Annotated in this window: 25 protein-coding genes; 9 read left to right on the forward strand and 16 right to left on the reverse strand. The window is 70.4% G+C overall.

Annotated features, from left to right (window positions below; all coding sequences use genetic code 11):
• Positions 1 to 8: 8 nt before the first annotated feature.
• The gene (locus ASE35_RS01280) at positions 9 to 434 is read right to left on the reverse strand and encodes a VOC family protein (protein WP_057162725.1); all 426 of its coding nucleotides are present in this window, start codon (positions 432 to 434) and stop codon (positions 9 to 11) included.
• Positions 435 to 506: 72 nt separating this feature from the next.
• On the opposite strand from ASE35_RS01280, the gene ASE35_RS01285 reads away from it, so the two are divergent.
• Positions 507 to 1079 (forward strand): TetR family transcriptional regulator, encoded by a 573-nt coding sequence (locus ASE35_RS01285; protein ID WP_057162726.1) that lies wholly within the window; start codon positions 507 to 509, stop codon positions 1077 to 1079.
• A gap of 8 nt (positions 1080 to 1087) precedes the next feature.
• Here the strand turns inward: ASE35_RS01285 and ASE35_RS01290 are convergent, their stop codons facing one another.
• Positions 1088 to 1426: a hypothetical protein gene (locus tag ASE35_RS01290; protein WP_057162727.1), complete on the reverse strand. Its 339-nt coding sequence runs from the start codon at positions 1424 to 1426 to the stop codon at positions 1088 to 1090.
• Positions 1427 to 1555: 129 nt separating this feature from the next.
• Here ASE35_RS01290 and ASE35_RS01295 point away from each other — a divergent pair, with 129 nt between their 5' ends.
• Positions 1556 to 2176 (forward strand): GIY-YIG nuclease family protein, encoded by a 621-nt coding sequence (locus ASE35_RS01295; protein WP_057162728.1) that lies wholly within the window; start codon positions 1556 to 1558, stop codon positions 2174 to 2176.
• 8 nt (positions 2177 to 2184) lie between these two features.
• Here ASE35_RS01295 and ASE35_RS01300 read toward each other — a convergent pair whose 3' ends face one another.
• Both ASE35_RS01300 and ASE35_RS01305 read right to left on the reverse strand, forming a co-directional pair.
• Positions 2185 to 3429 carry a sigma-70 family RNA polymerase sigma factor gene (locus ASE35_RS01300; RefSeq protein WP_057162729.1) on the reverse strand — a complete coding sequence of 415 codons (1245 nt, stop codon included), beginning with the start codon at positions 3427 to 3429 and terminating at the stop codon, positions 2185 to 2187.
• A 5-nt stretch (positions 3430 to 3434) separates the two neighbouring features.
• Positions 3435 to 3839, reverse strand: coding sequence for a YciI family protein (locus ASE35_RS01305; protein ID WP_057161379.1), 405 nt, complete (start codon positions 3837 to 3839; stop codon positions 3435 to 3437).
• A gap of 261 nt (positions 3840 to 4100) precedes the next feature.
• Between ASE35_RS01305 and ASE35_RS01310 the strand changes: the two genes are divergently transcribed.
• Together ASE35_RS01310 and ASE35_RS01315 are read left to right on the forward strand one after the other, a co-directional pair.
• Positions 4101 to 4364, forward strand: coding sequence for a hypothetical protein (locus tag ASE35_RS01310; protein WP_056172952.1), 264 nt, complete (start codon positions 4101 to 4103; stop codon positions 4362 to 4364).
• 77 nt (positions 4365 to 4441) lie between these two features.
• A complete protein-coding gene (locus ASE35_RS01315) occupies positions 4442 to 5035 on the forward strand; it encodes an HAD family hydrolase (protein WP_056172955.1) in 594 nt (197 codons plus the stop codon).
• A 40-nt stretch (positions 5036 to 5075) separates the two neighbouring features.
• On the opposite strand, the gene ASE35_RS01320 is transcribed toward ASE35_RS01315, so the two are convergent.
• Complete coding sequence (locus ASE35_RS01320; protein WP_057162730.1) at positions 5076 to 6050, reverse strand: alpha/beta hydrolase; 975 nt, start codon at positions 6048 to 6050, stop codon at positions 5076 to 5078.
• 141 nt (positions 6051 to 6191) lie between these two features.
• On the opposite strand from ASE35_RS01320, the gene ASE35_RS01325 reads away from it, so the two are divergent.
• The 5 genes from ASE35_RS01325 to ASE35_RS01345 all read left to right on the forward strand — a co-directional run bounded on the left by ASE35_RS01325 (position 6192) and on the right by ASE35_RS01345 (position 11700).
• Positions 6192 to 7028: a helix-turn-helix transcriptional regulator gene (locus tag ASE35_RS01325; RefSeq protein WP_200943923.1), complete on the forward strand. Its 837-nt coding sequence runs from the start codon at positions 6192 to 6194 to the stop codon at positions 7026 to 7028.
• A gap of 11 nt (positions 7029 to 7039) precedes the next feature.
• Positions 7040 to 8185 (forward strand): histidine kinase, encoded by a 1146-nt coding sequence (locus ASE35_RS01330; RefSeq protein ID WP_057162731.1) that lies wholly within the window; start codon positions 7040 to 7042, stop codon positions 8183 to 8185.
• Positions 8186 to 8545: 360 nt separating this feature from the next.
• Positions 8546 to 9697 (forward strand): histidine kinase, encoded by a 1152-nt coding sequence (locus ASE35_RS01335; protein WP_057162732.1) that lies wholly within the window; start codon positions 8546 to 8548, stop codon positions 9695 to 9697.
• Positions 9694 to 10476, forward strand: coding sequence for a LytTR family DNA-binding domain-containing protein (locus ASE35_RS01340; protein ID WP_056172972.1), 783 nt, complete (start codon positions 9694 to 9696; stop codon positions 10474 to 10476). Before ASE35_RS01335 ends, ASE35_RS01340 begins: the two co-directional genes overlap by 4 nt.
• Before the next feature lie 126 nt (positions 10477 to 10602).
• Positions 10603 to 11700 (forward strand): serine hydrolase domain-containing protein, encoded by a 1098-nt coding sequence (locus tag ASE35_RS01345; RefSeq protein ID WP_057162733.1) that lies wholly within the window; start codon positions 10603 to 10605, stop codon positions 11698 to 11700.
• Between the two features lie 169 nt (positions 11701 to 11869).
• Here ASE35_RS01345 and ASE35_RS20910 read toward each other — a convergent pair whose 3' ends face one another.
• The 11 genes from ASE35_RS20910 to ASE35_RS01400 all read right to left on the reverse strand — a co-directional run bounded on the left by ASE35_RS20910 (position 11870) and on the right by ASE35_RS01400 (position 21941).
• Positions 11870 to 12295: a hypothetical protein gene (locus ASE35_RS20910; protein WP_057162734.1), complete on the reverse strand. Its 426-nt coding sequence runs from the start codon at positions 12293 to 12295 to the stop codon at positions 11870 to 11872.
• A 71-nt stretch (positions 12296 to 12366) separates the two neighbouring features.
• Positions 12367 to 12864: an SRPBCC family protein gene (locus ASE35_RS01355; RefSeq protein ID WP_056172981.1), complete on the reverse strand. Its 498-nt coding sequence runs from the start codon at positions 12862 to 12864 to the stop codon at positions 12367 to 12369.
• A gap of 12 nt (positions 12865 to 12876) precedes the next feature.
• Positions 12877 to 13236 (reverse strand): metalloregulator ArsR/SmtB family transcription factor, encoded by a 360-nt coding sequence (locus ASE35_RS01360; RefSeq protein WP_056172984.1) that lies wholly within the window; start codon positions 13234 to 13236, stop codon positions 12877 to 12879.
• Positions 13237 to 13354: 118 nt separating this feature from the next.
• Complete coding sequence (locus tag ASE35_RS01365) at positions 13355 to 13990, reverse strand: DUF998 domain-containing protein (protein ID WP_057162735.1); 636 nt, start codon at positions 13988 to 13990, stop codon at positions 13355 to 13357.
• Entirely contained in the window at positions 13987 to 14391 is a 405-nt protein-coding gene (locus ASE35_RS01370) for a hypothetical protein (RefSeq protein ID WP_057162736.1), read from the reverse strand. Before ASE35_RS01370 ends, ASE35_RS01365 begins: the two co-directional genes overlap by 4 nt.
• A gap of 87 nt (positions 14392 to 14478) precedes the next feature.
• Complete coding sequence (locus ASE35_RS01375; RefSeq protein ID WP_056172995.1) at positions 14479 to 15246, reverse strand: LytTR family DNA-binding domain-containing protein; 768 nt, start codon at positions 15244 to 15246, stop codon at positions 14479 to 14481.
• Positions 15239 to 16507, reverse strand: a complete 1269-nt coding sequence (locus tag ASE35_RS01380) for a histidine kinase (protein WP_057162737.1) — start codon at positions 16505 to 16507, stop codon at positions 15239 to 15241. The genes ASE35_RS01375 and ASE35_RS01380 overlap by 8 nt, the downstream gene beginning before the upstream one ends.
• 163 nt (positions 16508 to 16670) lie before the next feature.
• Positions 16671 to 17540: a hypothetical protein gene (locus ASE35_RS01385; RefSeq protein WP_057162738.1), complete on the reverse strand. Its 870-nt coding sequence runs from the start codon at positions 17538 to 17540 to the stop codon at positions 16671 to 16673.
• Between the two features lie 18 nt (positions 17541 to 17558).
• A complete protein-coding gene (locus ASE35_RS01390) occupies positions 17559 to 19064 on the reverse strand; it encodes an XVIPCD domain-containing protein (RefSeq protein WP_056173002.1) in 1506 nt (501 codons plus the stop codon).
• A 215-nt stretch (positions 19065 to 19279) separates the two neighbouring features.
• Positions 19280 to 20788 (reverse strand): XVIPCD domain-containing protein, encoded by a 1509-nt coding sequence (locus ASE35_RS01395; protein ID WP_057162739.1) that lies wholly within the window; start codon positions 20786 to 20788, stop codon positions 19280 to 19282.
• Between the two features lie 136 nt (positions 20789 to 20924).
• Positions 20925 to 21941: a sensor domain-containing diguanylate cyclase gene (locus tag ASE35_RS01400; RefSeq protein ID WP_057161371.1), complete on the reverse strand. Its 1017-nt coding sequence runs from the start codon at positions 21939 to 21941 to the stop codon at positions 20925 to 20927.
• Positions 21942 to 22062: the final 121 nt, after the last annotated feature.

A 22062-nucleotide genomic window follows, 5' to 3' on the forward strand; every position in this document is an offset into this window, starting at 1 on the left:
GCGCGAACTCAGGTCGGCAGCGCGCCGGCCTCGTACTGCTGGGCATAGTCCGCGCTGGGCGGGATCGGCTTGATCACATCGATCAGCACGCCGTTGGGGTCGGCGGTGATGAAGTGGCGCTGGCCGAAATCCTCGTCGCGCAGCGAGCGCAGGATGGGCAGGCCGGCGGTCCGCAGACGATCGTGCACGGCGTCGACGTCCTCGACCTCGAAGTTCAGCAGCAGGCCGCCAGCGCGGCCGCGAGCGACCGCCGGGATCGTTTCGTGGCTGCCGTCGAGCACGGCCAGATTGACCGTCGGGTCGCCGTCCAGTTGCAGGTGCACGTACCAGTCGGCGCTGAACAGGGCGACGAAGCCGAAGTGCTGGCGGTAGAAGGCGGCGGTGGCGGCGACGTCGTCGGTCATGAGCACGGGGTAGTAGCTGGTCACTTTCACGGTCGGCTCCTGGGGAATAACATACAGACTGTATGCAATTGTCAAATTAACATACAGGCTGAATGTATTTCAATGAGTGCCCACCGCAGCAATCGCGAACGCACCGATGCCACCCGCCTGGCCCTGCTCGAGGCCGCGCGCGGCCTGTTCGTGGAGCGGGGCTACGCGGACACCTCGACCCCGGACATCTGCGCGGCCGCCGGCATCACCCGCGGCGCGCTCTATCATCACTACGCCGATAAGCGCGATCTGTTCCGCCACGTGCTGGCGCGCGAGGCCGAGGCGGTGGCGGCCGACATCGAGGCCGCGGCGCCGACGCTCGCCGATCCGCGCGCGGCCCTGCTGGCCGGCAGCCAGGCCTACCTCGCCGCGATGGCGGTACCCGGCCGGACCCGCTTGCTGTTGATCGACGGCCCGGCGGTGCTGGGCCTGGCCGAACTGACCGCGCTCGACGACGCCCATGCCGCACGCAGCCTGCGCGAGGGATTGGCCGCGGCGATGCGGCGCGCTCCGTCGGAGATCGACGCGCTTGCGCGCTTGCTATCGGCCGCGTTCGATCGCGCGGCTTTGGAGATCGACGCCGGTGCGGATGCGCAGGCGATGCGCGCGGCGATGCAGGACTTGCTGACGCGCGCGATCGCCTGAGCCTCCGTTCAAACCACGGCGAACGGCGTCGGCACGTAGGAGGCCAGGTCGGCACGGATGCCGAGCTCGCGCATGAACTGTGCGGGGTCGAAGCCGGTTTCTGCGTAGTGCTGCTGCATCGCGGCCTTGGCGGCGGCTACCGCATCCGCGCTTTCCCATTCGACCAGGGTCGCGATGTCGTACTCGCCGCTGGCGCCGATACGGCTCAGTACCAGGTTCTGTTTGCAGCCCGGCAGGGCGTCCAGGGCTTGCTGTGTGTAGCGCAGGCGTTCGATGAAGGCGGGCATCGCCGCGGCGGGCACGACGAAATGATCCAGGCGATAGACCGGGGAGGCGGGCAGGGACATGCGCGATCCTTGAAGTGGGGTGTCGGCCGCGACGGCCGGGCAGGCGCGCAGTCTGCGACCTCAAGCGAAGTTGAGGTCAACAGGCGGTGCGTCGCAGCGGATGCGCGCTTGAGGATCTAGGCTGTGGCGATGGCGTTCCTGTCCACCGGCGATCCCGATGTCACCCACAGCGCCAGCGCGGGGCGTTGCTATCTGTACGTGCTGCCTTGCGCGTACGAGGACCTGCTCAAGCTGGGCTTCTCGCGCAGCCCGTTGCGCCGCTTGGGCGAGCTGCAGACGCGCTACTACGAAACCTTCGATCTGGAGCGCGCGTTCCTGGTCGAAACCGAAACCGTGCGCGACGCGCGCGACCTCGAACTCAGCCTGCGGCATGCCCTGCGCGAACACCAGGCGCCGGCGCCGCTGCTGATCCGGCGCGAGGCCGCCGGCCACACCGAGTGGCACCGCGGCGCCTACGCATCGCTGCGCGCGCAGGCCGATGCGCTGGGCGGGCGCGGCTATCGCGTGCATGCGCCTTTGCGCACATGGTTGGCGCAGGACCTGTTGGCGCATTCCGATGCGCTCTACGCCTGGGCCGCGAGCGTGTTGGACGCCCTGGGCGGCGATCCCGGGCAACTGGATGCGCCGGCCCTCGCGGGCTTGCGCGCCAAGGTGCTGGACACTCTGGACGCCTATCCGGCCTTGGATCTCGCCCTGGATGGACGCCTGCCCGAATCCTTGTACGACTGGCACCGCGCGCGCCGCGGCTGAGCGCGCGTCTAGGCTTGCTCGGACAACCGTGCGGCCTGCCGGCGCAGATAGTCGCGTTCCGGAATGCTGGCCGTGCGCACGGCCGCGCCGCGGTAGCAGGCGATCGCGGCCTCGCGCTCGCCGGCGCGTTCGTGCAGGTGCGCGCGCACCGCATCCAGGCGGTAGTGACCGGCCAGGCGCGGGTCGGCGTCGAGCTCGCGCAGCCGCGCCAGGCCGTATGCGGGGCCGTGGACCATGGCGGCGGCGATGGCGTGGTTGAGCGCGACCATGGGGTTGTCCGACATCCGCTGCAACAAGCCGTACAAGGCCAGGATCTGCGCCCAGTCGGTGTCCTCGTAGCGTTGCGCTTCGTCGTGCACGGCCGCGATCGCCGCCTGCAGTTGATAAGGGCCGACCGCGCCGCGCGACAGGGTGCGGCTGATCAGCGCCACGCCCTCGGCGATCGCGCGCCGGTTCCAGCGCGTGCGGTCCTGCGCCTCCAGCGGTATCAGTTCGCCGTCGGGCCCGCTGCGGGCTTCGCGGCGCGCGTCGGTGAGCAGCATCAGCGCGAGCAGGCCCGCCGCTTCGCCGTCCTGCGGCAGGCCGCGTTGGACCTCGCGCGCGAGCCGGATCGCTTCCTGGGCCAGATCCTCGCGCTGCAGGCGCTCGCCGGCGCTGCTGACGTAGCCTTCGTTGAAGATCAGGTACAGCACGTGCAGCACGCTGGCCAGGCGTTCGCCGCGTTCGCGCGGATCGGGAATCTCGAACGGCACGCCGGAGTCGCGGATGCGCTGCTTGGCGCGGCTGATGCGCTGGGCCATGGTCGCCTCCGGTACCAGGAAGGCGTTGGCGATCTCGGCCGTGCTCAGGCCGCCGACCGCGCGCAGGGTCAAGGCGATCGCCGATGGTGGCGTCAGCGCGGGATGGCAGCACATGAACAACAGGATCAGCGCATCGTCGTGGCCGACGTCGGCGGCGTCGGGCGCGGGCGCCAGCCATTCGTCGTCCGGCGTTTGCCGCAGCGCCTCGGCCTCGCGCCGTCGGCGCGCGAGTTCGCTGCGGATATGGTCGGTCATGCGCCGCGCCGCGACCTGGATCAACCAGGCGCGCGGATGCTCGGGCACGCCCTGCTGCGGCCATTGCGTGGCCGCGGCCAGCAGCGCCTCCTGCACCGCGTCCTCGGCCGCGGCGAAGTCGCCGTAGCGGCGCACCACCGCGCCTAGCACCTGCGGCGCGAGGCTGCGCAGCAGGTGTTCGGCGGGGGCGTTGGACACGGGGTTTACGAGGCCTCGCACGCCGAATGGTCCATGACCTGGCGCACCTCGACCGGCAGGTTCAGCGCCGCGCCGCCGGGACCGGGGCCGGCCGACCAGCGCGCGGCGATCTCGTAGGCGCGCTGGGCGCTGTCGACGTCGACGATCAGATAGCCGGCCAGGAATTCCTTGGACTCCGGGAACGGGCCGTCGGTGACCGCCGGGCTGCCGTCGGCGCGCGCGTGCACCATCGTCGCCGCCTCCGGGCCGGTCAGGCCCTGGACCTGGACGAATTCGCCGGCTTCGACCAGATCGTGGTTCATGCGCCGCAGGTACTCCATATGCGTGTTCACGTCCTGCTCGGGCCACAGCTCCATCCGCGACACTTTCCAGTCTGCGTTCGGGAAGGTCATCATCAGCATGTACTTCATGGCTAGGTTCCTGTCGTTGGCGGCGCCCGGAATGGGCGCTGGCATGAAGTAGTCGGAGCAGGGGGCGGCTGCTCTACATGCCGGCGAAAAATAATTTCGGCCATCTTAGGGGGCGGCCGGGTTGCGTTCACGTGGACCGTTCGGGGGCGTTACTAGGGATGGGGACTCAGGCCGGACCACGGCCGGCCCCACCGGCGCCGGCGCCTTGCGCAGGCGGCCGTTCCCGCTCCCACAGGCGGAGCTCAACGCGAGAGGTGCCACATGCCCGTACTCGGCGCAGTAACGTTCACCCTGAAGTCCGGCAAAGTCTGCGGCCCGTACAACGCGACCCGCGAAGTCGCCGACAACTACGTCGACGTGACCAAGGGCGGCAAGGACTATCCGACGCCGCTGGATTTCAACAAGTTCAAGACCGTGGCCTCGCTCACGTTCAAGCCCGGCGTCGGCGGCGCCACCACCTGGACCAGTTGGACTTACTTCAACAACGGCCAGTGGGCGGTGGACCGCTTCACCAACCTGGCCTGAGCCGGTTCGATTCGCGCGCCGGCGCGGGCGCCGCCCGCTATGCTGCGGTTCCCTCATCGCAGGCGAACCGCAGCCGCATGAATCTGGCGCTCTTCGATTTCGACGGCACCATCACCGATCGCGAACTGTTCGCCGATTTCGTCGCGCGCGCGGTGCCGCCGCAACGCTTGCGCCTGGGGCGCTGGCTGTTCGCGCCGATGGTGTTGGGCTACAAGCTCGGCCTGGTGTCGGGCAGCACGATCCGCGCGCGAGTGGCGCGGTTCGGCTTCCAGGGCTTGGACGCCGCGCAGGCCGAACAGGCTGGGCGCCGCTTCGCCGACGAAGTGCTGCCCGGCGCGATCCGGCCCGGTGCCCTGCAACGCATCGCCTGGCATCGCGAGCAGGGCGATACCGTGGTGGTGGTCTCCGGCGCCTTCGACCTGTATCTGCGCCCTTGGTGCGAACGTCACGGCCTGGACCTGCTCTGCTCCAGTCTGGAAGTCGAACACGGCGTACTGACCGGCCGCTACCGCGGCGCGCAATGCGTGGGTCCGGAAAAGCCGCGCTGCGTCGGCGAGCGCTACGACCTGTCGTCTTACGCGCAGATCTACGCTTACGGCGATACGCGCGAAGACCTGGACATGCTGGCGCTTGCGCATCGGCGCTGGTACCGCTGGCAGGAAATGGCCTGAGCGGCGGCGCCCCGGTCTTGCCGGGACGCCGCGCGGGCGCTCACACCGCATCCCACAAGCGCAGGGCTTCCTCGGCGACCACGTCCGGGCGTTCTTCCGGCCAGAACAGCTTGCTGCCCTCCAGGCGGCGGGTGCCCTGGTAGCGGCCGAAGCTGCGTTCCAGGTGCTCGGCGCCGGCCGGCGAGAAGATCGTGTCGCCCATACCCCAGACCACGCGCACCGGCGCGGTGCTGCGCTTGAGCGATGCGCCCACGCCTTCGAGCACGTTATGGTCCAGCGCGACCGCGTAGGCGTGCACGCGCGCCTTGCTCTGCGCCGAGGCCAGCAACGGCGAGAAGTAGGTGTCGATGGCTTCGTCGCTAGGGTTGGACGGATCCAGGTAGCACATGCCGCCGATGCCCTCGGACGAGCGCGCCAGACGGTGGTCGGCATGCCAGGGCGCCAGCCACTGGTCGACGAACTTGCCTTCGCGCGACAGCGCGATCACCGGCAGCATGGCCGCGGGCGGGCATTCGATCTCGGTGTCGCAGTTGGTCAGCAGCAGCGAACGCACGCGTTCGGGATGGCGCGCCAGCAGCAACTGCGCGACCGCGCCGCCGCTGTCGCTGGCGATCACGTCGGCGCGTTCGATCGACAGGCGATCCATCAACGCCAGCAGCATCTCGACCTGGGCGTCCGGGGCCACGCTCTGGCCGTCGGCGACTTCGGTATGGCCCAGGCCCATGAAGTCCGGCGCCACGCAGCGGCGGTAGGGCGCCAGGCGTTCGATCGCACCGCGCCATTGGAAGCTGTTGAGCGGAAAGCCGTGCAGGAACAGCGCGGCCGCGCCGCGGCCGCGTTCGACATAGGCGATGCGGCCGTGGCGGGTGCGCGCATAGCGGCGCGCGGCCTTGAACGCGGCGGCGTTCAAGGGGCCGGTCGCGGCCGGCGCGGCCGCGGTCAGACCGACGCCGGTGGCGAGGGCGCCGGCGGCGAGTGCGCCGGTGGAGAGAGCGAGAAAGCGCCTGCGGTTCATGGGGTAGCTCCGTCGAAGGACCGTCCTTCGTTGGCGCAAATGATTGGTGCTGGAGGTCATGCCCTCAATGTCGTCGCAGGTCATGCTTCCATGACCTGGCAGGTCATGGTTTTCGCTACCGGGCGTCGTAAGATGCAGGCGATGGATACAGCCGTCGCACGCCTCACCCCGTCCGCCGCGCCGACCCAGGTCGGCGCGCTGCTGCGCGAATGGCGCGCGGCGCGGCGCTTGAGTCAGTTGGACCTGGCCTTGGACGCGGGCCTGTCGGCGCGCCACCTCAGTTGCGTCGAGACCGGCAAGGCCCAGGCCAGCCGCGAGGTGATCGCACGGCTGGCCGATGCGCTGGAGATGCCGCTGCGCGAGCGCAATGCGCTGCTGGTCGCGGCCGGCTACGCGCCCAAGTACCCGGAGACCGCGCTCAACACGCCCGAGCTGTCGCAGGTACGGCGTGCGATCGAGTTCATCCTGGCCCAGCAGGAGCCTTACCCGGCCTTCGTGCTCAACCGGCGCTGGGACGTGCTGATGGCCAACGCCGCCGCGATGCGCGTGAACGCCTACGTGATGCGCGGCAAGCCCAGCGCGCACGCCAACATGATCCGGCAGTTTTTCGATCCCGAAGACCTGCGCCCGGCGGTGGCGAATTGGGAGGAGGTGGCCGGCGACCTGATCCGCCATCTGCACGACGAGGTCGCGGCCGCGCCCGGCGATGCCGCCGCGCGCGCCCTGTTGGACGAAGTGCTGGCCTATCCGGGCGTACCCGCGCGCTGGCGCCATCGCGACCTCGGTGCGACGCCGACGCCGCTGCTGACCACGGTGCTGCGCCGCGACGAACACCTGCTGCGGTTCTTCTCCACCATCACCACTTTCGGCACGCCGCGCGACGTCACCATCGACGAGTTGCACATCGAGTGCTGCTTCCCGGTCGACGACGCCACCGCCGAGCTGTGCCGGGCGCTCGCGCGCGACGCGGGCGGCTAACGGAGCGGCGCGTGGATCGTACGGCGTCCCTGGGCGGCGAACTGCGCGATCCGATGGCGCCGCCGAGTTCGATCGGCAGTGCTTTGCAGGCCACGCCGATGTCGCCGTACTGGCTGCCGGTGCTGGTCGGCCTGCCCTTGATGGCATGCACCGTGCTGATGGCCTTGCCGGTATTCGGAAGCGAGCAGGCGATGTATTTCTGGGGCGCTTTCCTGCTCTGCAATCTGTTCTGGATGTGGCCGCTGACCACGATTCAGGACACGATGCGCCGCAGCGGCTCGGCCAAGTGGGCGATGGCGCTGGTGCTGCTGGTGGTCACGTACCTGATGTCGGTGGGCAACAACCTGGTCTGCGCTGCGATCTCGCGCGCGCGCGGCTGGCCGCCGGACTATCCACTGGACTGGAGCGTGCTGCTCACCGGCTGCGACATCTGCTGGCTGGTGATGATCGCCTACTGCATGGTGCATGCGGGCACGGCCTATTACAGCGAGTTGCAGGAGACCAAGGCGCGCAACCGCCAGGCGCTGGCCTTGACCCGCGAGGCCGAGTTGCGCGCGCTGCGCTATCAGCTGCACCCGCATTTCCTGTTCAACACCCTCAACGCGATCTCCAGCCTGGTGGCCGAGGACCGCAGCGGCGACGCGCGTCAGATGATCGCGCGCCTGGCCGAGTTCCTGCGCGCCACCCTGGAAAGCGGCGACCGCCATGAGGTCGCGTTGGCCGAGGAGCTGGCGCTCACCGAGACCTATCTGGAGATCGAGCGCGCGCGCCTGGGCGCGCGCCTGCGCCTGCGTTGGAGCGTCGGCCCGGACACCCTGCGCGCGCGCGTGCCGGCGCTGCTGCTGCAGCCGCTGGTGGAGAACGCGATCCGCCACGGCATCGCCCCGCGCACCGTGCCGGGCCAGCTCGAGATCCGGATCGAGCGCGACGGCGACCGCCTGCACCTGCACGTGGGCAACGACGGCGCCGGCGAGACCCGGCCGTTCCAGTCCGGCCGTGGCGTCGCCCCGCTGGGGCTGCGCAACATCATCGAACGCCTGCGCGCGCTGTACCCGCAGGCGCATTCCTTCGCCGCCGGCGGACGCGCCGACGGCGGCTACGAAGTGCGGCTGTCGCTGCCGTTCCGGGAAGCCGGGGCGGCCACCGTAGCCGGCTGAACGCGGCCCGCCGCAGTCGCGCCCAGGGCCGAGACGGGACGGCACCGGCGGCCGGCGCACCCGCGTTTCGTCCCGCCGCACGCGCCTACCGCTTCGTCGCAAGAGCGCGTGCGCACGCTGGCCGCGTGCCGCGCGCTGAGGCCCAATAGAGCCTCGCTCGAACCGGCATCGCCGTTCCGTCACGCGTCCACGGCGCGTCGGCGCCGTTTCGAGCGCCTATTGCGTTGCCAAGGACGGCGACTCTTTACTGCCGCTCCGCCGGCCTGCGCGCCGGCACACGAACGGCACATCGGGCTTGGTCGCGGGCGACATACGCTGGAGAATCGGCTTGCCGCTACGTAACGACCTGCCGAACCCGACATGACCACCCCCGCCGCGATACCGGATTCAAGCGCCGAGCCGGCCTCGGCCGATACGCCGGCGCAGGAGTCGCCCGGTTCGGGACGGCTGTGGCTGTCTCTGTTGGCGCGCCTGCTGTTGGGCGTGTGCACCCTGCTGATCGCGCTGCCGTCGCTGGACGACCCGCACGAGACCGCCTACTGGGCCACCTTCCTGCTCGCCAATCTGATCTGGATGTCGCCGCTGACCGCGATCCAGCACCTGTTCTGGCGGCGCGGCATCTCCAAGTGGACGATGGTGATCGCGTTGCTGGCGATCACCTACGTGATGTCGGTGCTGAGCAACCTGGCCGCGCACTGGATCGCCAATACCCAGGGCTCGGAATTCCGCGATCCGACCAACTGGACCTTGATCTTCGGCGGCGTCGGCGGCTGCTGGCTGGTGCTGATCGCGTACTGCGCGATCCAGTCGGTGATCACCTATTACGCCGATCTGCAGGACGCGCGCGAGCGCAACCGCCAGGCCCTGGTGCTGGCGCAGGACGCCGAACTGCGCGCGCTGCGCTACCAGATCAACCCGCACTTCCTGTTCAACACCCTCAACGCGATTTCGGCCCTGGTCGCCGAGGACCGCAATCGCGAAGCGCAACAGATGATCACGCGCCTGGCCGGCTTCCTGCGGGTGACCCTGGACGGCGCCGAGGGCCACGAGGTCGCGCTGGCCGACGAGTTGGCGCTGACCGATACCTATCTGGAAATCGAGCGCGCGCGCCTGGGCCAGCGCCTGCGTCTGAAATGGAACATCGGCCCGGACACCCTGCGCGCGCGGGTGCCGGTGCTGCTGCTGCAGCCGCTGGTCGAGAACGCGATCCGTCACGGCATCGCCCAGCGCAGCGAGCCGGGCCGCCTGGACATCCGGATCGAACGCGAGGGCGACCGCCTGCACCTGCACGTGGGCAACGACGGCGCGCCCGCGCCCGCGGCCTCTGGAGAGGAATCGCGCCGCGCCGGCGCGATCGGTCTGCGCAACATCGCCGAACGCCTGCAGGCGCTGTACCCGGATGCCCATAGCTTCGCCGCCGGTGCGCGCGCCGACGGCGGTTACGAGGTGCGCATGTGGCTGCCGTTCAACGAGGCGCCGGCGGCGCTGGTGGTCAAGGAGACTGAAGCATGATGCGAGTAGCGGTAATCGACGACGAACCCCTGGCCCGCAGCGGTGTGATCGCCCGCCTGGCGACGCAGCCGGACATGCAGGTGGTGGGCGAGTTCGCCGACGGCACCTCGGCCCTGGCCGGCATCGTGGCGCTGGCGCCGGACCTGGTGTTCATCGACGTGCAGATGCCGGGCATGACCGGCCTGGAAGCCCTGGCGGCGCTGTCGCCGGAGCAGCGGCCGTTGGCGGTGTTGTTGACCGCCTACGAGAACTTCGCCGTGCGCGCGTTCGAGCTGCACGCGATCGACTACCTGCTCAAGCCGATCGACGACGAGCGTTTCGCCGAAGCGTTGGAACGCGCGCGCCAGGCCCATCCCTATCGGCGCGCCGGCACCCAGCCGCCGGGCACGCTGGCCGCGCCCAGCGCGCACCACGACGACGACGAGAGCAACTGGCTGACCCGTTTCGTGGTGCGCGTGGGCCGGCGTGTGGCCTTCGTCGAAGCCTCCGAGGTCGAATGGATCCAGGCCGACGGCGACTACGCGACCCTGCACGTGGGCGATCGCGGCTATCTGCTGCGCGAATCGATGGGGCGCCTGTCGCGCCGGCTCGATCCGGCCCAGTTCGTGCGGGTGCACCGATCCACCATCGTGCGGGTGGACTGCGTGGCCGAATTGCAGCCGCTGTCCAACCGCGACGCGATGCTGCGCTTGCGCGACGGCACCCCGGTGCGCGCCAGCCGCACCTACATCGAGCCGCTGCAGGCGCGCCTGCGCGGCCGCGCGGGCTTCGTCGGCTAAGCGACCCGCGGCGCACTGCAACCGCGCGCGCCGCGGCGGTATCTCCGGTTCCGACCTTGGCGCTCGCGCCAAGCCTGGGGGTGGGCCGCATCGGCGGCCCGGCGCCCGTTCGCACCGGAGCCGCGCATGAAATCCTGGATTCTGAGCTTGGTCCTGCTATGGCCCGCGGCGAGCGCCGGGCAAGCGCAGGCCGTCACCCCCACCCTCGACGCCTTCGTCGCCGACTATGCCCGTACCCACGACTTCAGCGGCACCGTGCTGGTCGCGCGCGACGGCAAGGCCGAGTACCTGGCCAGTTTCGGCCTGGCCAATCTGCCGTTCCGCGTGCCCAACACCCCGCGCACGCGCTACAAGATCGCCTCGATCACCAAGACCTTCACCGCGGTGCTGATCCTGCAGCTGCGCGATCAGGGGCGGCTCGATCTGGAGCGCAGCATCGCCGCCTATCTGCCCGATTACGCGGGCGAGGGCGCGCATGGCGTTCGCCTGCGGCAACTGCTCAACCACACGTCGGGCCTGACCAATCTGGACGCGGTCAAGGACGCCCAGACCGCGATCCGCGACGGACTGCCCGTGTACCAACTTCCGCACAGCAGCGATGCGCTGTTGTCGCGGTACTGCGCGGGCAAGTTGGTGGCCGCGCCGGGCACCGCCTTCGACTACAACAACTGCGACTACATCGTGCTCGGCAAAATCGTCGAGCGCGTAACCGGGCAAAGCTACGAGCAGGCGCTGCGCGAACGCATCCTGCAGCCGCTGGGCCTGGCCGACACCGGGCTGCTGCGCCAGGACCGCATCGTCGAGCGCCTGGCCGATACCTACTTCGGACGCGACGGGGCGGGCGCGATGACGCCGGATCTGCCCGCCTATCCGGAGAACTGGTACGCGGCCGGCGCCATGTACTCCAGCGCGCAGGACCTGGCGACGTTCGCCGACGCGCTGTACGGTGGCCGCCTGCTCAGCGCCGATTCGTTGCAGCGCATGCTGCGTCCGGGCCTGGACGACTACGGCTATGGCCTGTGGAGCTATGAGATGAAGATCGGCGGCCGCAAACTATGGGTGGCCAAGCGCCCGGGCCAGATCATGGGCGCGCGCAGCCAGCTGTTGCGCGTGATCGAGCCGCGCATCAGCGTGGTGCTACTGAGCAACGCCGGCAGCGCCGATCTCGACGAATTCGTCGCCGAGATCGCCCGCCGCGCGGGCGCGCAGGCGCCGTCGCATTGAAGCGGCCGGGCGCGCGCGCAGCCGCGCGCCCGAAGGTTTCCTCTTGGAACTTGCGTGCGCGCGGCACGTCGCGGATCGGATGCCTAGTGCACGCGACCTTCCCGAGCATGCGCGGCTCTCCTGCTGCGTGCGTCGGCGCGAAAGGGCGGGGACGCAGGGCGACCCGCGATCAGCGGCGGCGCGCGTACAGCCAGCCGCCGATCAAACAGCTGGGCAGGCCGGTCAGCGCGACCAGGATCGCGTACCAGGCCGGCCCGAATTCGGGGCCGCGGCCCCAGGTCGCGACCACGCCGGCGATGCCGAACACGGTACCGATCAGACCCAGCGCCCAGACGTGCGCCATCGGCCGGTACGGCGCGAGGCGCGCGCACAAGTAGCCGCCGAGCACGGTGTAGACCGCGCGATAGCCCAGCGCGAGCAGCCACAGGCCGGTGCTCATCGGCTGGAACCAGGCTGGGAACACGCCGCTGGCGTGCAGGATCACGTCGGTGACGGTGGACAGCAGCATCACCGAGAGCAGGCCCAGCAGCACCGCGACGATGCTGCGGCCGGTGCGTCGTTGGGGAACGGCGGGATGGATGGTTTGAGCGTTCATGGCAGGACCTTCGCGCTGCGCGCGCTGGATTGCGGCGGGAGGACGCGGGCGCCGCGCGCCCGCGCGTGGGATCACGGTGCGGTCGCGGCCGCGCCGGCCAGGAAGGCGTCGAGCTGGTCGTAGCCGGCGGCGATGCCCTGTTCCATGTTGCTGGCGAGCGCGCCGTCGCGCGCTTCGCGCGAGGCGTAGACCACGGTGGTGACCAGGGTGGTCTTGCCGTCGCGTTCGCTCAGCACCGCGGTGCCCACGGTTTCGCCGCCGGTCCAGTCCATGTCGAAGCGTTCGCTGCGCACGATGCGTTGCGGACGCTCGATCTCGCGGTGCACGCCGCCCATGCCCATCTCCACGCCTTCCGGCCCGCTCCAGACGTAGCGGTAGGCGCCGCCCACGCGCAGGTCGACCTCGCAAACGGTCAGGGTCCAGCCGTCCGGGCCGTGGAACCAGCGCTTGAGCAGTTCGGGTTTGGTCAGGGCGTCGAACACCAGTTCGCGCGGCGCATCGAACGCGCGCGTGATCACGATGTCGCGTTCGCCGGGGGCGGTGACGGAGAGGGCGTTGTGGGCGTGCATGGGCGTAACTCCTTAGCGTGAGCGTTTCTTGGTGGGTTTGGGCGCCTGCTCGGCCTGCAATTGGACGAGCAGCGCATCGAGGCGCTGATAGTTCTGTTCCCAGATCCGGCGGTAGTGCTCGAGCCAGACGTTGGCCTCGGCCAAGGGCTGCGCTTCGATCCGGCAGGGGCGGCGCTGCGCATCGCGGCCGCGGGTGATGAGGCCGGCGTGTTCGAGCACCTTGAGGTGCTTGGAGATCGCCGGCTGGCTCATCGCGAACGGCTCGGCCAGTTCGGTCACCGTGGCTTCGCCGCTGGCGAGGCGGGCCAGGATCGCCCGTCGCGTGGGGTCGGCCAGGGCGGCGAAGGTGGCGTCGAGACGCTGGGTCTGCATTTATATAACCTAGAAGTTATGTAACTTGAAGGTTATATACATCCGCGCAGGTCAGGCGTCAAGTGCCGATTTTGCGAATTCGCGTGAGCGGGGCGCGGCGCGCGGGCGCCGTATCGCCTCAGGCGCGCGGGTCGGGCGCGCGCAGGCGCCGCGCCAGGTACCAGGCCGCGATGCCGATCGGCGGGTAGATCGCCAGGGTCGCCAGGCGCTGCAGCAGACCGGTACAGGCGCGGGTGTCCAGTCCGGTCCAGTGCGCCATGAACGGGATCAGGGCGAGGATCCACAGATTGGTCGCCAGCAGATAGCGCTTGATCGCGCCGCTGCGCTCCAGCGACCACAGCGCCAGGATCATGAAGGAGGAAAACAGCAGGATGCCGATCATCAGCGGCCCCGAGCCATGACGCGGGTGCGGCAGCGGGAAATACGCGGCCTTGATCGAGACCACGGCATTGATGAGCAGGGCCAGGGTCACCAGCGCGATCGCCAGCGGCGGGCGACCGAGCCGGCGCAGCGCCGCGGCGATACCGGCCGCGCCGATCAGGGTGGCGATGCCGGTCAGCACCGCGCCGCTGTTGAAGATCCACGGCAGCGGCGCGCTGTCGGAACCCAGCGTGCTCGCGGCCTGGCGCAGGAAGCTGTAATCGGGAAAGAACGGCGCGGCGATCAGTTGGGTGGCGTAGTAGACGAAGGGCACCGCGATCGCGCAGGCGAGGGCGGCCCGCAGGCCTGGCCCGGGCCGCGATCGCGCGCTCATCGCGCCGCCTCGATGCTGGCGGCCAGCGCGGTGTCGGGCTGCGAGGATTTGCAATCGGGGCCGCTCGTGGCCGGATGCTCGTGCTGACCGACGCACAGGTCCAGCGCCATCGGCAGGCCGACGATCTCGCGGCTGTCGCCGACCTTCATGCTGAAGCGCTCGAACGCCAGCTCACGGCAGTCCGGTTGCCGCGGCGCGCACTCGCGCGCGAACAGCGCGTAGTGGCAGCGGCCGCTGTCGCTGGCGATGCATTCGAAACGTCCGATCCCGGCTTGCACGCGGGTGCGCGCATGCAGGGTGTCGTGGCCGTTGCTGGTGGCGCGCGCGATCAGGGTGCTGCCGCCGGTGTCGCAGCCGAGCAGGGCGAACAGGAAATAAGCCAGAGCGATCAGATTTCGCATGCGACACCTCGAAGAGTGGACGAGCGCCGCCGACACGCGACCGGGTCGCATGGGCGTTGCTGCGTTTGGGAACGGCGGGGCCTGGAACTACATGTGTCGGAACAGCGCCATGAACGGCTGGCTCACGCTCAGCGTTTCCGGGCGTTGCTTGAGTCGTACCGTGCCGCGGCCGCTGTCGTCGCGCACGATCGCGGCGATCGCCTTCAGGTTGACGATGGTCGAGCGGTGGATCTGCTTGAACACGTTCGGGTCCAGCACGCCCAGCAGTTCGCGGATCGGCGTGCGCAGCAGCGCTTCGCCATCGGCGGTGACCACGGTGGTGTACTTGTGGTCGGCGCGGAAGTAGACCACGTCGTCGACCAGGATCAGGCGGGTTTCGCGGCCGGCGCTGGCGGTGATCCAGGTCAGCGGCGGCGCCTCGGGGCGCGGCATCTGGGCGCCCAGCTGGCGCAGCAGATCGGCGAGCGCGGCGCTGTCGCCGCCGCTGCCGGCCACGCGCGCCTGCAGGCGCTGCACCGTCGCGGCCAGGCGCTCCGGCGCGATCGGCTTGAGCAGGTAATCGATCGCGCCGCGTTCGAAAGCATCCACCGCGTACTGGTCGTAGGCGGTCACGAACACGATCCGGGTCTGCGGGCTGGCCTCGGCCGCGGCGGCCGCCACTTCCAGGCCGCTGAGCCCGGGCATGCGGATGTCGAGGAAGGCGACGTCGGGCTTGTGCTCGGCGATGGCCTCCAGCGCTTCGGCGCCGTCCTCGCAGGCGGCGGCGATGTCCAGCTCCGGCCAGGCCTGGGCCAGCAGATCCAGCAGGGCCTGGCGCAGCAGCGCTTCGTCTTCGGCGATGACGGCCTTAGCCATGACGTGCGTCTCGATCGAAAGCGGCGGGGACCGTGATGGTCGCGGCCACGCCGTTGGGGAAGTTGGCGACCACGGCCAGCGACGCGTCGGCGCCGTAGACCAGGCGCAGGCGTTCGCGCACGTTCTTCAGGCCGATGCCGGTGCCGCCGGGCTGGGCGCCGAAGCCTTCGCCGTCGTCGGCCACGGTCACCGCGACCGCGTGGCCGTCGCGGCGCGCGAGGATCCAGACCATGCCGCCGCCGCTGCGCGGTTCCAGACCGTGCTTGATCGCGTTCTCGACCAGGGTCTGCAGCATCATCGGCGGCAGCGGCGTCTGGCGCAGCGCGTCGGGGACCTCGATCTGCACGGCCAGGCGCGGGCCCATGCGGATGCGCAGGATTTCCAGATAGGCCTGCGCGCGCTCGAGCTCCTGGCCCAAGGTCGACAGCGCGTCTTCGGTGCGCGGCAGCGAGTGACGCAGGTACTGAATCAGATGGCCGAGCATCTCGTCGGCGCGCGCCGGATCGGTGCGGGTCAGGTACTGCGCGCTGGCCAGGGTGTTGTAGAGGAAGTGCGGTTCGACCTGCGCGTGCAACAGGCTGAGCTTGGCGACGGTGAGTTCCTTCTCGGTCACGGTCTGGGCGACCGCGGCCTGCTCGTTGCGGCGGCGCTCGGCGACGCGGCGCGCGATGGCGCGGGTGATCGCCTCGGCGTTCTCCAGATTGGTGCCGTCGTCGACGCGGAACCAGTCGCTCCAGGCGCCGCTTTCGGGCTCGCAGACCAGGGTGACGCTGCCGCTGCCGTCGCGCGGGGCGACCAGGGCGAGGATCTGATTGCGCGGCACGCCGAACCAGTTGAGTGGGTTGTAGCGGCCGAGCGGTCGGCGGCCGTAGGTGTCGGGGCGACGCACCTTGGCGCGCACCTGCAAGCTGTCGCGTGCGCTTTCGATCTCCTCGCTGCGCGGCAGTTCGCGGATCGCGGCGTCGAGCAGGTCGAAGGTTTCGCCGGCCTCGAACGGCACCTCGATCTGGCGGCGCTGGCGGTTGGCCAGGGCGCTGCCGTCGATGTGGCCGGCGATCAGGCGCACCCGCCGCAGATGCGAGAACGCGCCAGTGATCACGAACGCAGCGACGATCAGTCCGACCAGGAACACCGGCCAGGGATCGTTGTTGCCGTAGCTGCCGTCGACGCTGGGCAGCGCCGACCACGCCAGCGCCAGGATGAAGAACAGCACCGTCCAGGCGGCGATGATGCGGACTAGGAAGAACAAGCTCTTGATCACGGTGCGGCCCGGCTACGTCGTTGCAGGCAAGCATAGCGACGCCCCGCGCCAGGGCCAGCGGCGCGCGACGAAAGCGGGCGTGGGGCGACGAAACGGGGCGCCGCGGGTGCCGGGCGCCGCAGGCGCGCCGTTCGACGCGCCTGCGATGGAACTGGGCGGCTCGTTACTTGCCGAGCACGTAGCGGTCCTGCGGGTCCGGGCAGCTCTCGTCGCGCGGCGGGCAGGGCCACAGCTTGCGCGGCAGGCTGTCGCGCACCTCGAAACGATCGCCGTTCCAGATCACGAAGCCGGCGTGGGCCTTCATGCCGCCCTGGAAGCCGCGCGTGTCCTTGGCCGGCAGCGGCCGCTCGGGGTCGGCTTCTACCACCCAGCGCAAGGTCGGCGCGACGGCGGCGCGGCTGTCGTCCAGCGCGATCGGATTGGCGCCCAGCGCGCGGTAACGGTCCAGGCGTTCGCGGCCCAGGCTCAGCTCCGGCGCGCGCAAGCTGGCGGTGACATCGACCGGCGCCTTGCCCGCGGCGACGAGATAAGCGCGCAATCCGCTATCGGCGAACTCGGCCTGGGGCCGCGCGCAGGCGCGTCGCGCCGCCGCCAGATCCTCGGTCGACTCGGTCTGCACCGTGGCGACGCTGGCGCAGGGCATGCGCATCTGCACGAGATAGCCGGTGCTGCCGCGGCGGCGGCCTTCGAAGCTGCGCACCCACAGGCTGTAGCGGGCGCCGTTCTTGTCGGCGAGCAGGTACTCGGTGCGGTCGCCCGTGCCCGGGACGCTGCGCAGATAGACCTGCGCGGTCATCAGGCGGTGGCGCAACTGCTTGGGCAGCAGCACATCGCGGGTCGGCAGCGCGGCCACGAACGCGACGATGGCCTCCGGGGCCGCGGTGTAGCGGCCGTTCTGGATCACCGGCCCGCTGACCGGCGAGAACCCCGCCAGGCCGGTGCTGCCGGCCTTGCTCGTCGGCGCGGCGGCGCCGACGGTGGCGCACGCGCTCAACAGCGCGGCGGCGAGCAGGATTTTGGAACTGGGGGGCACAGGCGAACTCCTCTACGGTTACTGGTGCGCGCGCCGCGGCGCTTCCTGCTGCTGCGTGCGCTGTGGATCTTCCAGGGCCGGCGCGGGCGCCGCCGGCTGGTTGCGATTGATCGTGTCCAGGCGGTTGAGGCTGGCCTCCGGCGTGGCATGGGTGGCGACGTCCGCCGACACCGCCACGCGCGCGGCCGCCGGATCGCCGGGCCGGCCCTGGACCATGAACAAAGTCTCGCCGGCGGCGCGCGTGGCGGTGGCGTTGTTGGTGGCGATGGCGCTGATGTCGGACAGATGGGCCTGCTTGGCCTCGGCCAGCAAATGCAGATTCACGCCTTCGTTGTTGCGGTCGTAGGGCGGGCCCAGCGCGCGCACGTGCCCGTCGATCTGGGTGTACAGGCGGTGGTCGGCGTGGCCGGGATCGCGCGGATCGGACGCGGCGCGGCCCTGGCCGTTCGGGGCTTGCTCGGCGGGCGCCTGCGCGCGCTCCTGCTGCTGGCCTGGCGCGACCGAGGTCAGCACGTACTGCCAGCGGGTCTGGTCCGGATTGGCGCGCACCGTGTCGATGAAGGCGGTGTGCTCGCCGCCGCCGATGGTCTGGCAACCGGCGGAGTCGGTGTTGGTGTTGCTGCCGCGATGGATCTTGAACGAGTTGTTGAGATCCTGGACGCCGTTCACGTCGCGCGAGTCGAACCAGCCGTCGGCGTTGGTGTCGCGTTCGACCATGTTGGCGCCGTTGCGCACCGCCTCGTCGGAGGGGCGCAGCGAGAACTCGCGGCCGCTGCGGGTGTGGCCGTTGCTGGCATGCTCGGTGCGCACCATCTCGACCGTGCCTTCGGCCAGACGGCCGATGTCGCGCACGCGGTCGCCGTTGACGTCGTCGCCCTCGATCTTGCGCGTGCGTACATCCTCGTAGCCGGGCGAGGCCGCCAGCCGCGGCGCCTGGCGCTGGGTATCGGCGTAGATGCGGTTGCCGTCGCTGCCGGCGTGGTGGTCGTACTGCGCGGTGGGTTCGGTGGTGGCGTGGTTGAATTCGCGCGCGTGGCGGCCGCCGTCGGCGTCTTTCCAGACCACGACGAGACGGTCGTTGAATTCGCCGCGTCCGTTATTGTCGAGGGTGGAGTTTTCGTTGCGCATGCCCAGGATCACGCGGTCCTGCGTGCCCAGGGCGTCGCGCGCGGCCTGGGTGCCGCGCGCGCCGATCACGCTGGCGTAGACGTCGTACTGCTGCGCCTGCGACAGGTTCTGGGTTTCGGCGTCGGTCGGGAAGCGCGGCGCCGCGGTCGCGCCGCGCAGGCGGTCCAGGGTCGGATTGAGCGCGGTCGCGTCCTCGGCTGAGAGCGCGTTCGGCGCACGCAACGCGGTCAGGTGCTCCTGGCCGCGCACGGCGACGTAACGGTCCAATGCCTCCTGCACCACCGCGTCCTGGTTCAGACGCAGCGCGTCCAGACGGGCGGCGGCTTCGCGGTTCTGACCGCGGTTGAGCATGCCGACAACTTCGTCGGCCGAGGCGTTGATATCGAGTTCGGGCATGGGGAATTCCTTTTCCGATTGAGCGGGCGTAGCAGGTCGTGACGGGTTCGCGTGAAGACGCCCCGTGCCGTTCGGGGGCATTTCGGGGCGAGGTTAGCACTGGTGCGTGTCGCGAGGCAGTGCGGGCGTGGCCCGCCTGCTCGCGTCGATCGCCTACCCAAGTACGTCGCGCCGGCCAGGCCGGATGCAGGGGGCCAGACCCGGCGCCGCCGGCGTCAGCCCATACGCCGCGGCGAGGCGTCCTGGCTGTGCGCCTGCTCCAGCCCGGGGGGCTGCGGCGCGGCCCGATTGAGTTCGTCCAGACGCGCCAGGCTGGCCTGCACGGGCGTATTGGCCGCGGCCTCGACCGAGATCGCCACGCGCTGCGCGCCCGGGTCGCCGGGGCGGCCCTGGAGCAGGAACAGGGTCTGGTCGGCAGGCACCTCGCCGTTGGCCCGGTTGGGTACCAGGCTGTCGGCCTGGGTGATGTGGTGGGTCTTGGCCGCGGCGAGCACGCTCAATCCGATCGCCTCGGCGTTGCGCGCGTAGTCGCCGCCGAGCGCGCGCAGATGGCCGTCGATCTGGCCGTGCAGGCGATGGTCGGCATGGCGCGGGTCGGACGGGTGCAGCGACGGCGCATCGTCGTGCGCGTCGGCGCGTCGCCCGCCCTGGGGCTGCGCGCGTTGCGGCGGTGGCGGTGGCGGCGCCACCGAGGTCAGCACGTACTGCCAGCGGGTCTGGCGCGGGTTGCCGCCAGCGGCGGTGATGAAGGCGTCGTACTCGCCGCCGCCGATGGTCTGGCAGCCGGCCGAATCGGTATTGGCGCTGCCGCCGCGGTGGATCTTGAAGGTGTCGTTCAAGTCCTGCCGGCCGTTGACGTCGCGGGCGTTGAACCAGCCGTCGGCATTGGTGTCGCGCTGCACCCGGTTCTGTCCGGCGGCGACCGCGGCGGCGGTCGGGCGTAGGGCGAATTCCTCGCCCGGGTTGGCGCCGTAGGTCGGATGGGTGTCGGCCTTCATCTCGGTGGTGCCTTCGGCCAGCCGGCCGAGGTCGCGCACGCGGTCGTTGTTGACGTCCTCGCCTTCGATCTTGCGGCGGTCGACGTTCTCGTAGCCGGGCGAGCGCGCCAGGCGCGGCGCCACCTGGCCGCCGCTTTCGGCGATCAGGCGCGTGCCGTCGCTGCCGGCGTGGTGGTCGTATTGCGCGCTGGGTTCGGTGTTGGAGTGGTTGAACTCGCGCGCGTGGCGGCCGCCCTTGGCGTCCTTCCACACCACCACGATGCGGTCGTCGTATTCGCCGGCGCCGCGGTTGGCGGTGCTGCGGGTGTCGTTGCGCATGCCCAGGATCACGCGGTCCTGCGTGCCCAGCGCGTCGCGCGCGGCCTGATCGCCGCGCACGCCGATCACGCTGGCGTAGACGTCGTACTGCTGCGCCTGCGACAGGCGCGCGGTCTCGCGATCTTCGGGGAAGCGCGGCGCGGTGTGGCCGGCCGCCAGCAAACGCCCCAGATCCTCGCGCGGTGGCGTGACCGCGCTCATGCCCGGCATCGGCAGCAGGGTCATGCCGTAGAGGGCGGTGATCGGACCGGCCGCGCGGGTGGCGACGTAGCGGTCCAGGGCTTCCTGCACCACCGGCGGCTGATCGCGGCGCAGGGCGTCGAGACGGGCGACGGCGTCCACCCCGCGACCCTGATTGAACAAAATGGCGACCTGCTCGGCCGAGGCGTTGATATCGAACTCGGGCATGGCGGAACTCCTTGTCCTACGGCCGCGCCGCCAGCGGCGCGCCCCCTGTGGCGCCGGGGCCTTCCCGGGGCCTTGGCGGCAGCCTAGCACCGCGGTGGGGCGTGCGCAGCGCGGCCCGGGCCCTGCCGCAGTCCGATCAGCCCGGCTCGCCCTTCTTGCGGCGCTTGGCGCTGTACATGGATTGGTCGGCCTTGTGCAGCAGCTCGCCCAGGTCCTCGCCGTCGTCGGGATAGATCGCGCAGCCGATGCTGGCCTGCAGCGCGATGCTGCGGTCGTCGAATGCGAACGGCGGGTCCAGCGATTCGGCCAGGCGCTGGGCCTGGGCGAAGGCGCCGTCGCGGTGCTCGATGCCAGGCAGGATCACCCCGAATTCGTCGCCGCCGACGCGGGCCACGGTGTCGCCGCTACGCGCGCTGCGGCGCACCCGCGCGGCGAACTCCACCAACGCGGCATCGCCGGCGCGATGGCCCATGCGGTCGTTGACCGGTTTGAGTCCGTCCATGTCGAGGTTGAGGATGCCGATGCGGCGCCGATCGCGCTGCGCCTGCGCCAGGCAGTGACGCAGGCGGTCGTAGAACAGGGCGCGGTTGGGCAGGCCGGTGAGCTGGTCGTGGGTGGCCTGGTGGAACAGCTCGTCGGTTTCGTAGCGGGCAGCGTGGTACATGGCCGCGCCGATCAGGCCCGACATCAGATCGAGCATGCGCAGGTCGTCGCTGTCGAACGCGGACGGCGCGGCGCCCATCACCTTGAGCACGCCCACCACGGTCTGGTGATGTTTGAGCGGCACCACGATCATCGAGCGCAGGCCGACGCTGCGGCAGGCCTCGCGGTCCACGCGCGGGTCGGTCTCCGAATCCTCGCAGTTCAAGGGCGCGCCGACCGCGACGCAGGCGCCGGACAAGCTGGCCGCGCGCCGCAGGCGCAGGCCCAGGCTGGGCTCGGCGATGCCGGAGGCGGCGCGATACACCATGTCCTCGCCTTCGGCCAGTTCGACCACCGCGCCGACCGCGCCGGTCAGGATCTGCGCCCGTCGCGCGACCAGGTCCATCACCCCGCCCAGGTCCAGGCCCAGGCGCGCGATCTCGGTCTGGGTTTCGATGACTTGCAGCAGGCGCGCGGCGTCGTCGGCCGCGGGCGTTTCGACCGCGCTCATGGGCGGCTCCGGCGGAGAACCGGTATCAACATAACGCGTGCCGATGACAGCCGGGTAGGCGGAACGGATCGCATCGCGGCGAGCGCACACAAGGTGCGCATTTGTTGTGCATTTTTCATGA

The organism is Lysobacter sp. Root916 (genome assembly GCF_001429785.1).
Lineage (GTDB): Bacteria > Pseudomonadota > Gammaproteobacteria > Xanthomonadales > Xanthomonadaceae > Lysobacter.

Bases quoted from the DNA above. Each gene is read 5' to 3' on its own strand.
- ASE35_RS01285 (WP_057162726.1), top strand. From the start codon at position 507: ATGAGTGCCCACCGCAGCAATCGCGAACGCACCGATGCCACCCGCCTG.
- ASE35_RS01290 (WP_057162727.1), bottom strand. From the start codon at position 1,426: ATGTCCCTGCCCGCCTCCCCGGTCTATCGCCTGGATCATTTCGTCGTG.
- ASE35_RS01295 (WP_057162728.1), top strand. From the start codon at position 1,556: ATGGCGTTCCTGTCCACCGGCGATCCCGATGTCACCCACAGCGCCAGC.
- ASE35_RS01305 (WP_057161379.1), bottom strand. From the start codon at position 3,839: ATGAAGTACATGCTGATGATGACCTTCCCGAACGCAGACTGGAAAGTG.
- ASE35_RS01310 (WP_056172952.1), top strand. From the start codon at position 4,101: ATGCCCGTACTCGGCGCAGTAACGTTCACCCTGAAGTCCGGCAAAGTC.
- ASE35_RS01315 (WP_056172955.1), top strand. From the start codon at position 4,442: ATGAATCTGGCGCTCTTCGATTTCGACGGCACCATCACCGATCGCGAA.
- ASE35_RS01320 (WP_057162730.1), bottom strand. From the start codon at position 6,050: ATGAACCGCAGGCGCTTTCTCGCTCTCTCCACCGGCGCACTCGCCGCC.
- ASE35_RS01325 (WP_200943923.1), top strand. From the start codon at position 6,192: ATGGATACAGCCGTCGCACGCCTCACCCCGTCCGCCGCGCCGACCCAG.
- ASE35_RS01335 (WP_057162732.1), top strand. From the start codon at position 8,546: ATGACCACCCCCGCCGCGATACCGGATTCAAGCGCCGAGCCGGCCTCG.
- ASE35_RS01340 (WP_056172972.1), top strand. From the start codon at position 9,694: ATGATGCGAGTAGCGGTAATCGACGACGAACCCCTGGCCCGCAGCGGT.
- ASE35_RS01345 (WP_057162733.1), top strand. From the start codon at position 10,603: ATGAAATCCTGGATTCTGAGCTTGGTCCTGCTATGGCCCGCGGCGAGC.
- ASE35_RS20910 (WP_057162734.1), bottom strand. From the start codon at position 12,295: ATGAACGCTCAAACCATCCATCCCGCCGTTCCCCAACGACGCACCGGC.
- ASE35_RS01355 (WP_056172981.1), bottom strand. From the start codon at position 12,864: ATGCACGCCCACAACGCCCTCTCCGTCACCGCCCCCGGCGAACGCGAC.
- ASE35_RS01360 (WP_056172984.1), bottom strand. From the start codon at position 13,236: ATGCAGACCCAGCGTCTCGACGCCACCTTCGCCGCCCTGGCCGACCCC.
- ASE35_RS01365 (WP_057162735.1), bottom strand. From the start codon at position 13,990: ATGAGCGCGCGATCGCGGCCCGGGCCAGGCCTGCGGGCCGCCCTCGCC.
- ASE35_RS01370 (WP_057162736.1), bottom strand. From the start codon at position 14,391: ATGCGAAATCTGATCGCTCTGGCTTATTTCCTGTTCGCCCTGCTCGGC.
- ASE35_RS01375 (WP_056172995.1), bottom strand. From the start codon at position 15,246: ATGGCTAAGGCCGTCATCGCCGAAGACGAAGCGCTGCTGCGCCAGGCC.
- ASE35_RS01390 (WP_056173002.1), bottom strand. From the start codon at position 19,064: ATGCCCGAACTCGATATCAACGCCTCGGCCGACGAAGTTGTCGGCATG.
- ASE35_RS01395 (WP_057162739.1), bottom strand. From the start codon at position 20,788: ATGCCCGAGTTCGATATCAACGCCTCGGCCGAGCAGGTCGCCATTTTG.
- ASE35_RS01400 (WP_057161371.1), bottom strand. From the start codon at position 21,941: ATGAGCGCGGTCGAAACGCCCGCGGCCGACGACGCCGCGCGCCTGCTG.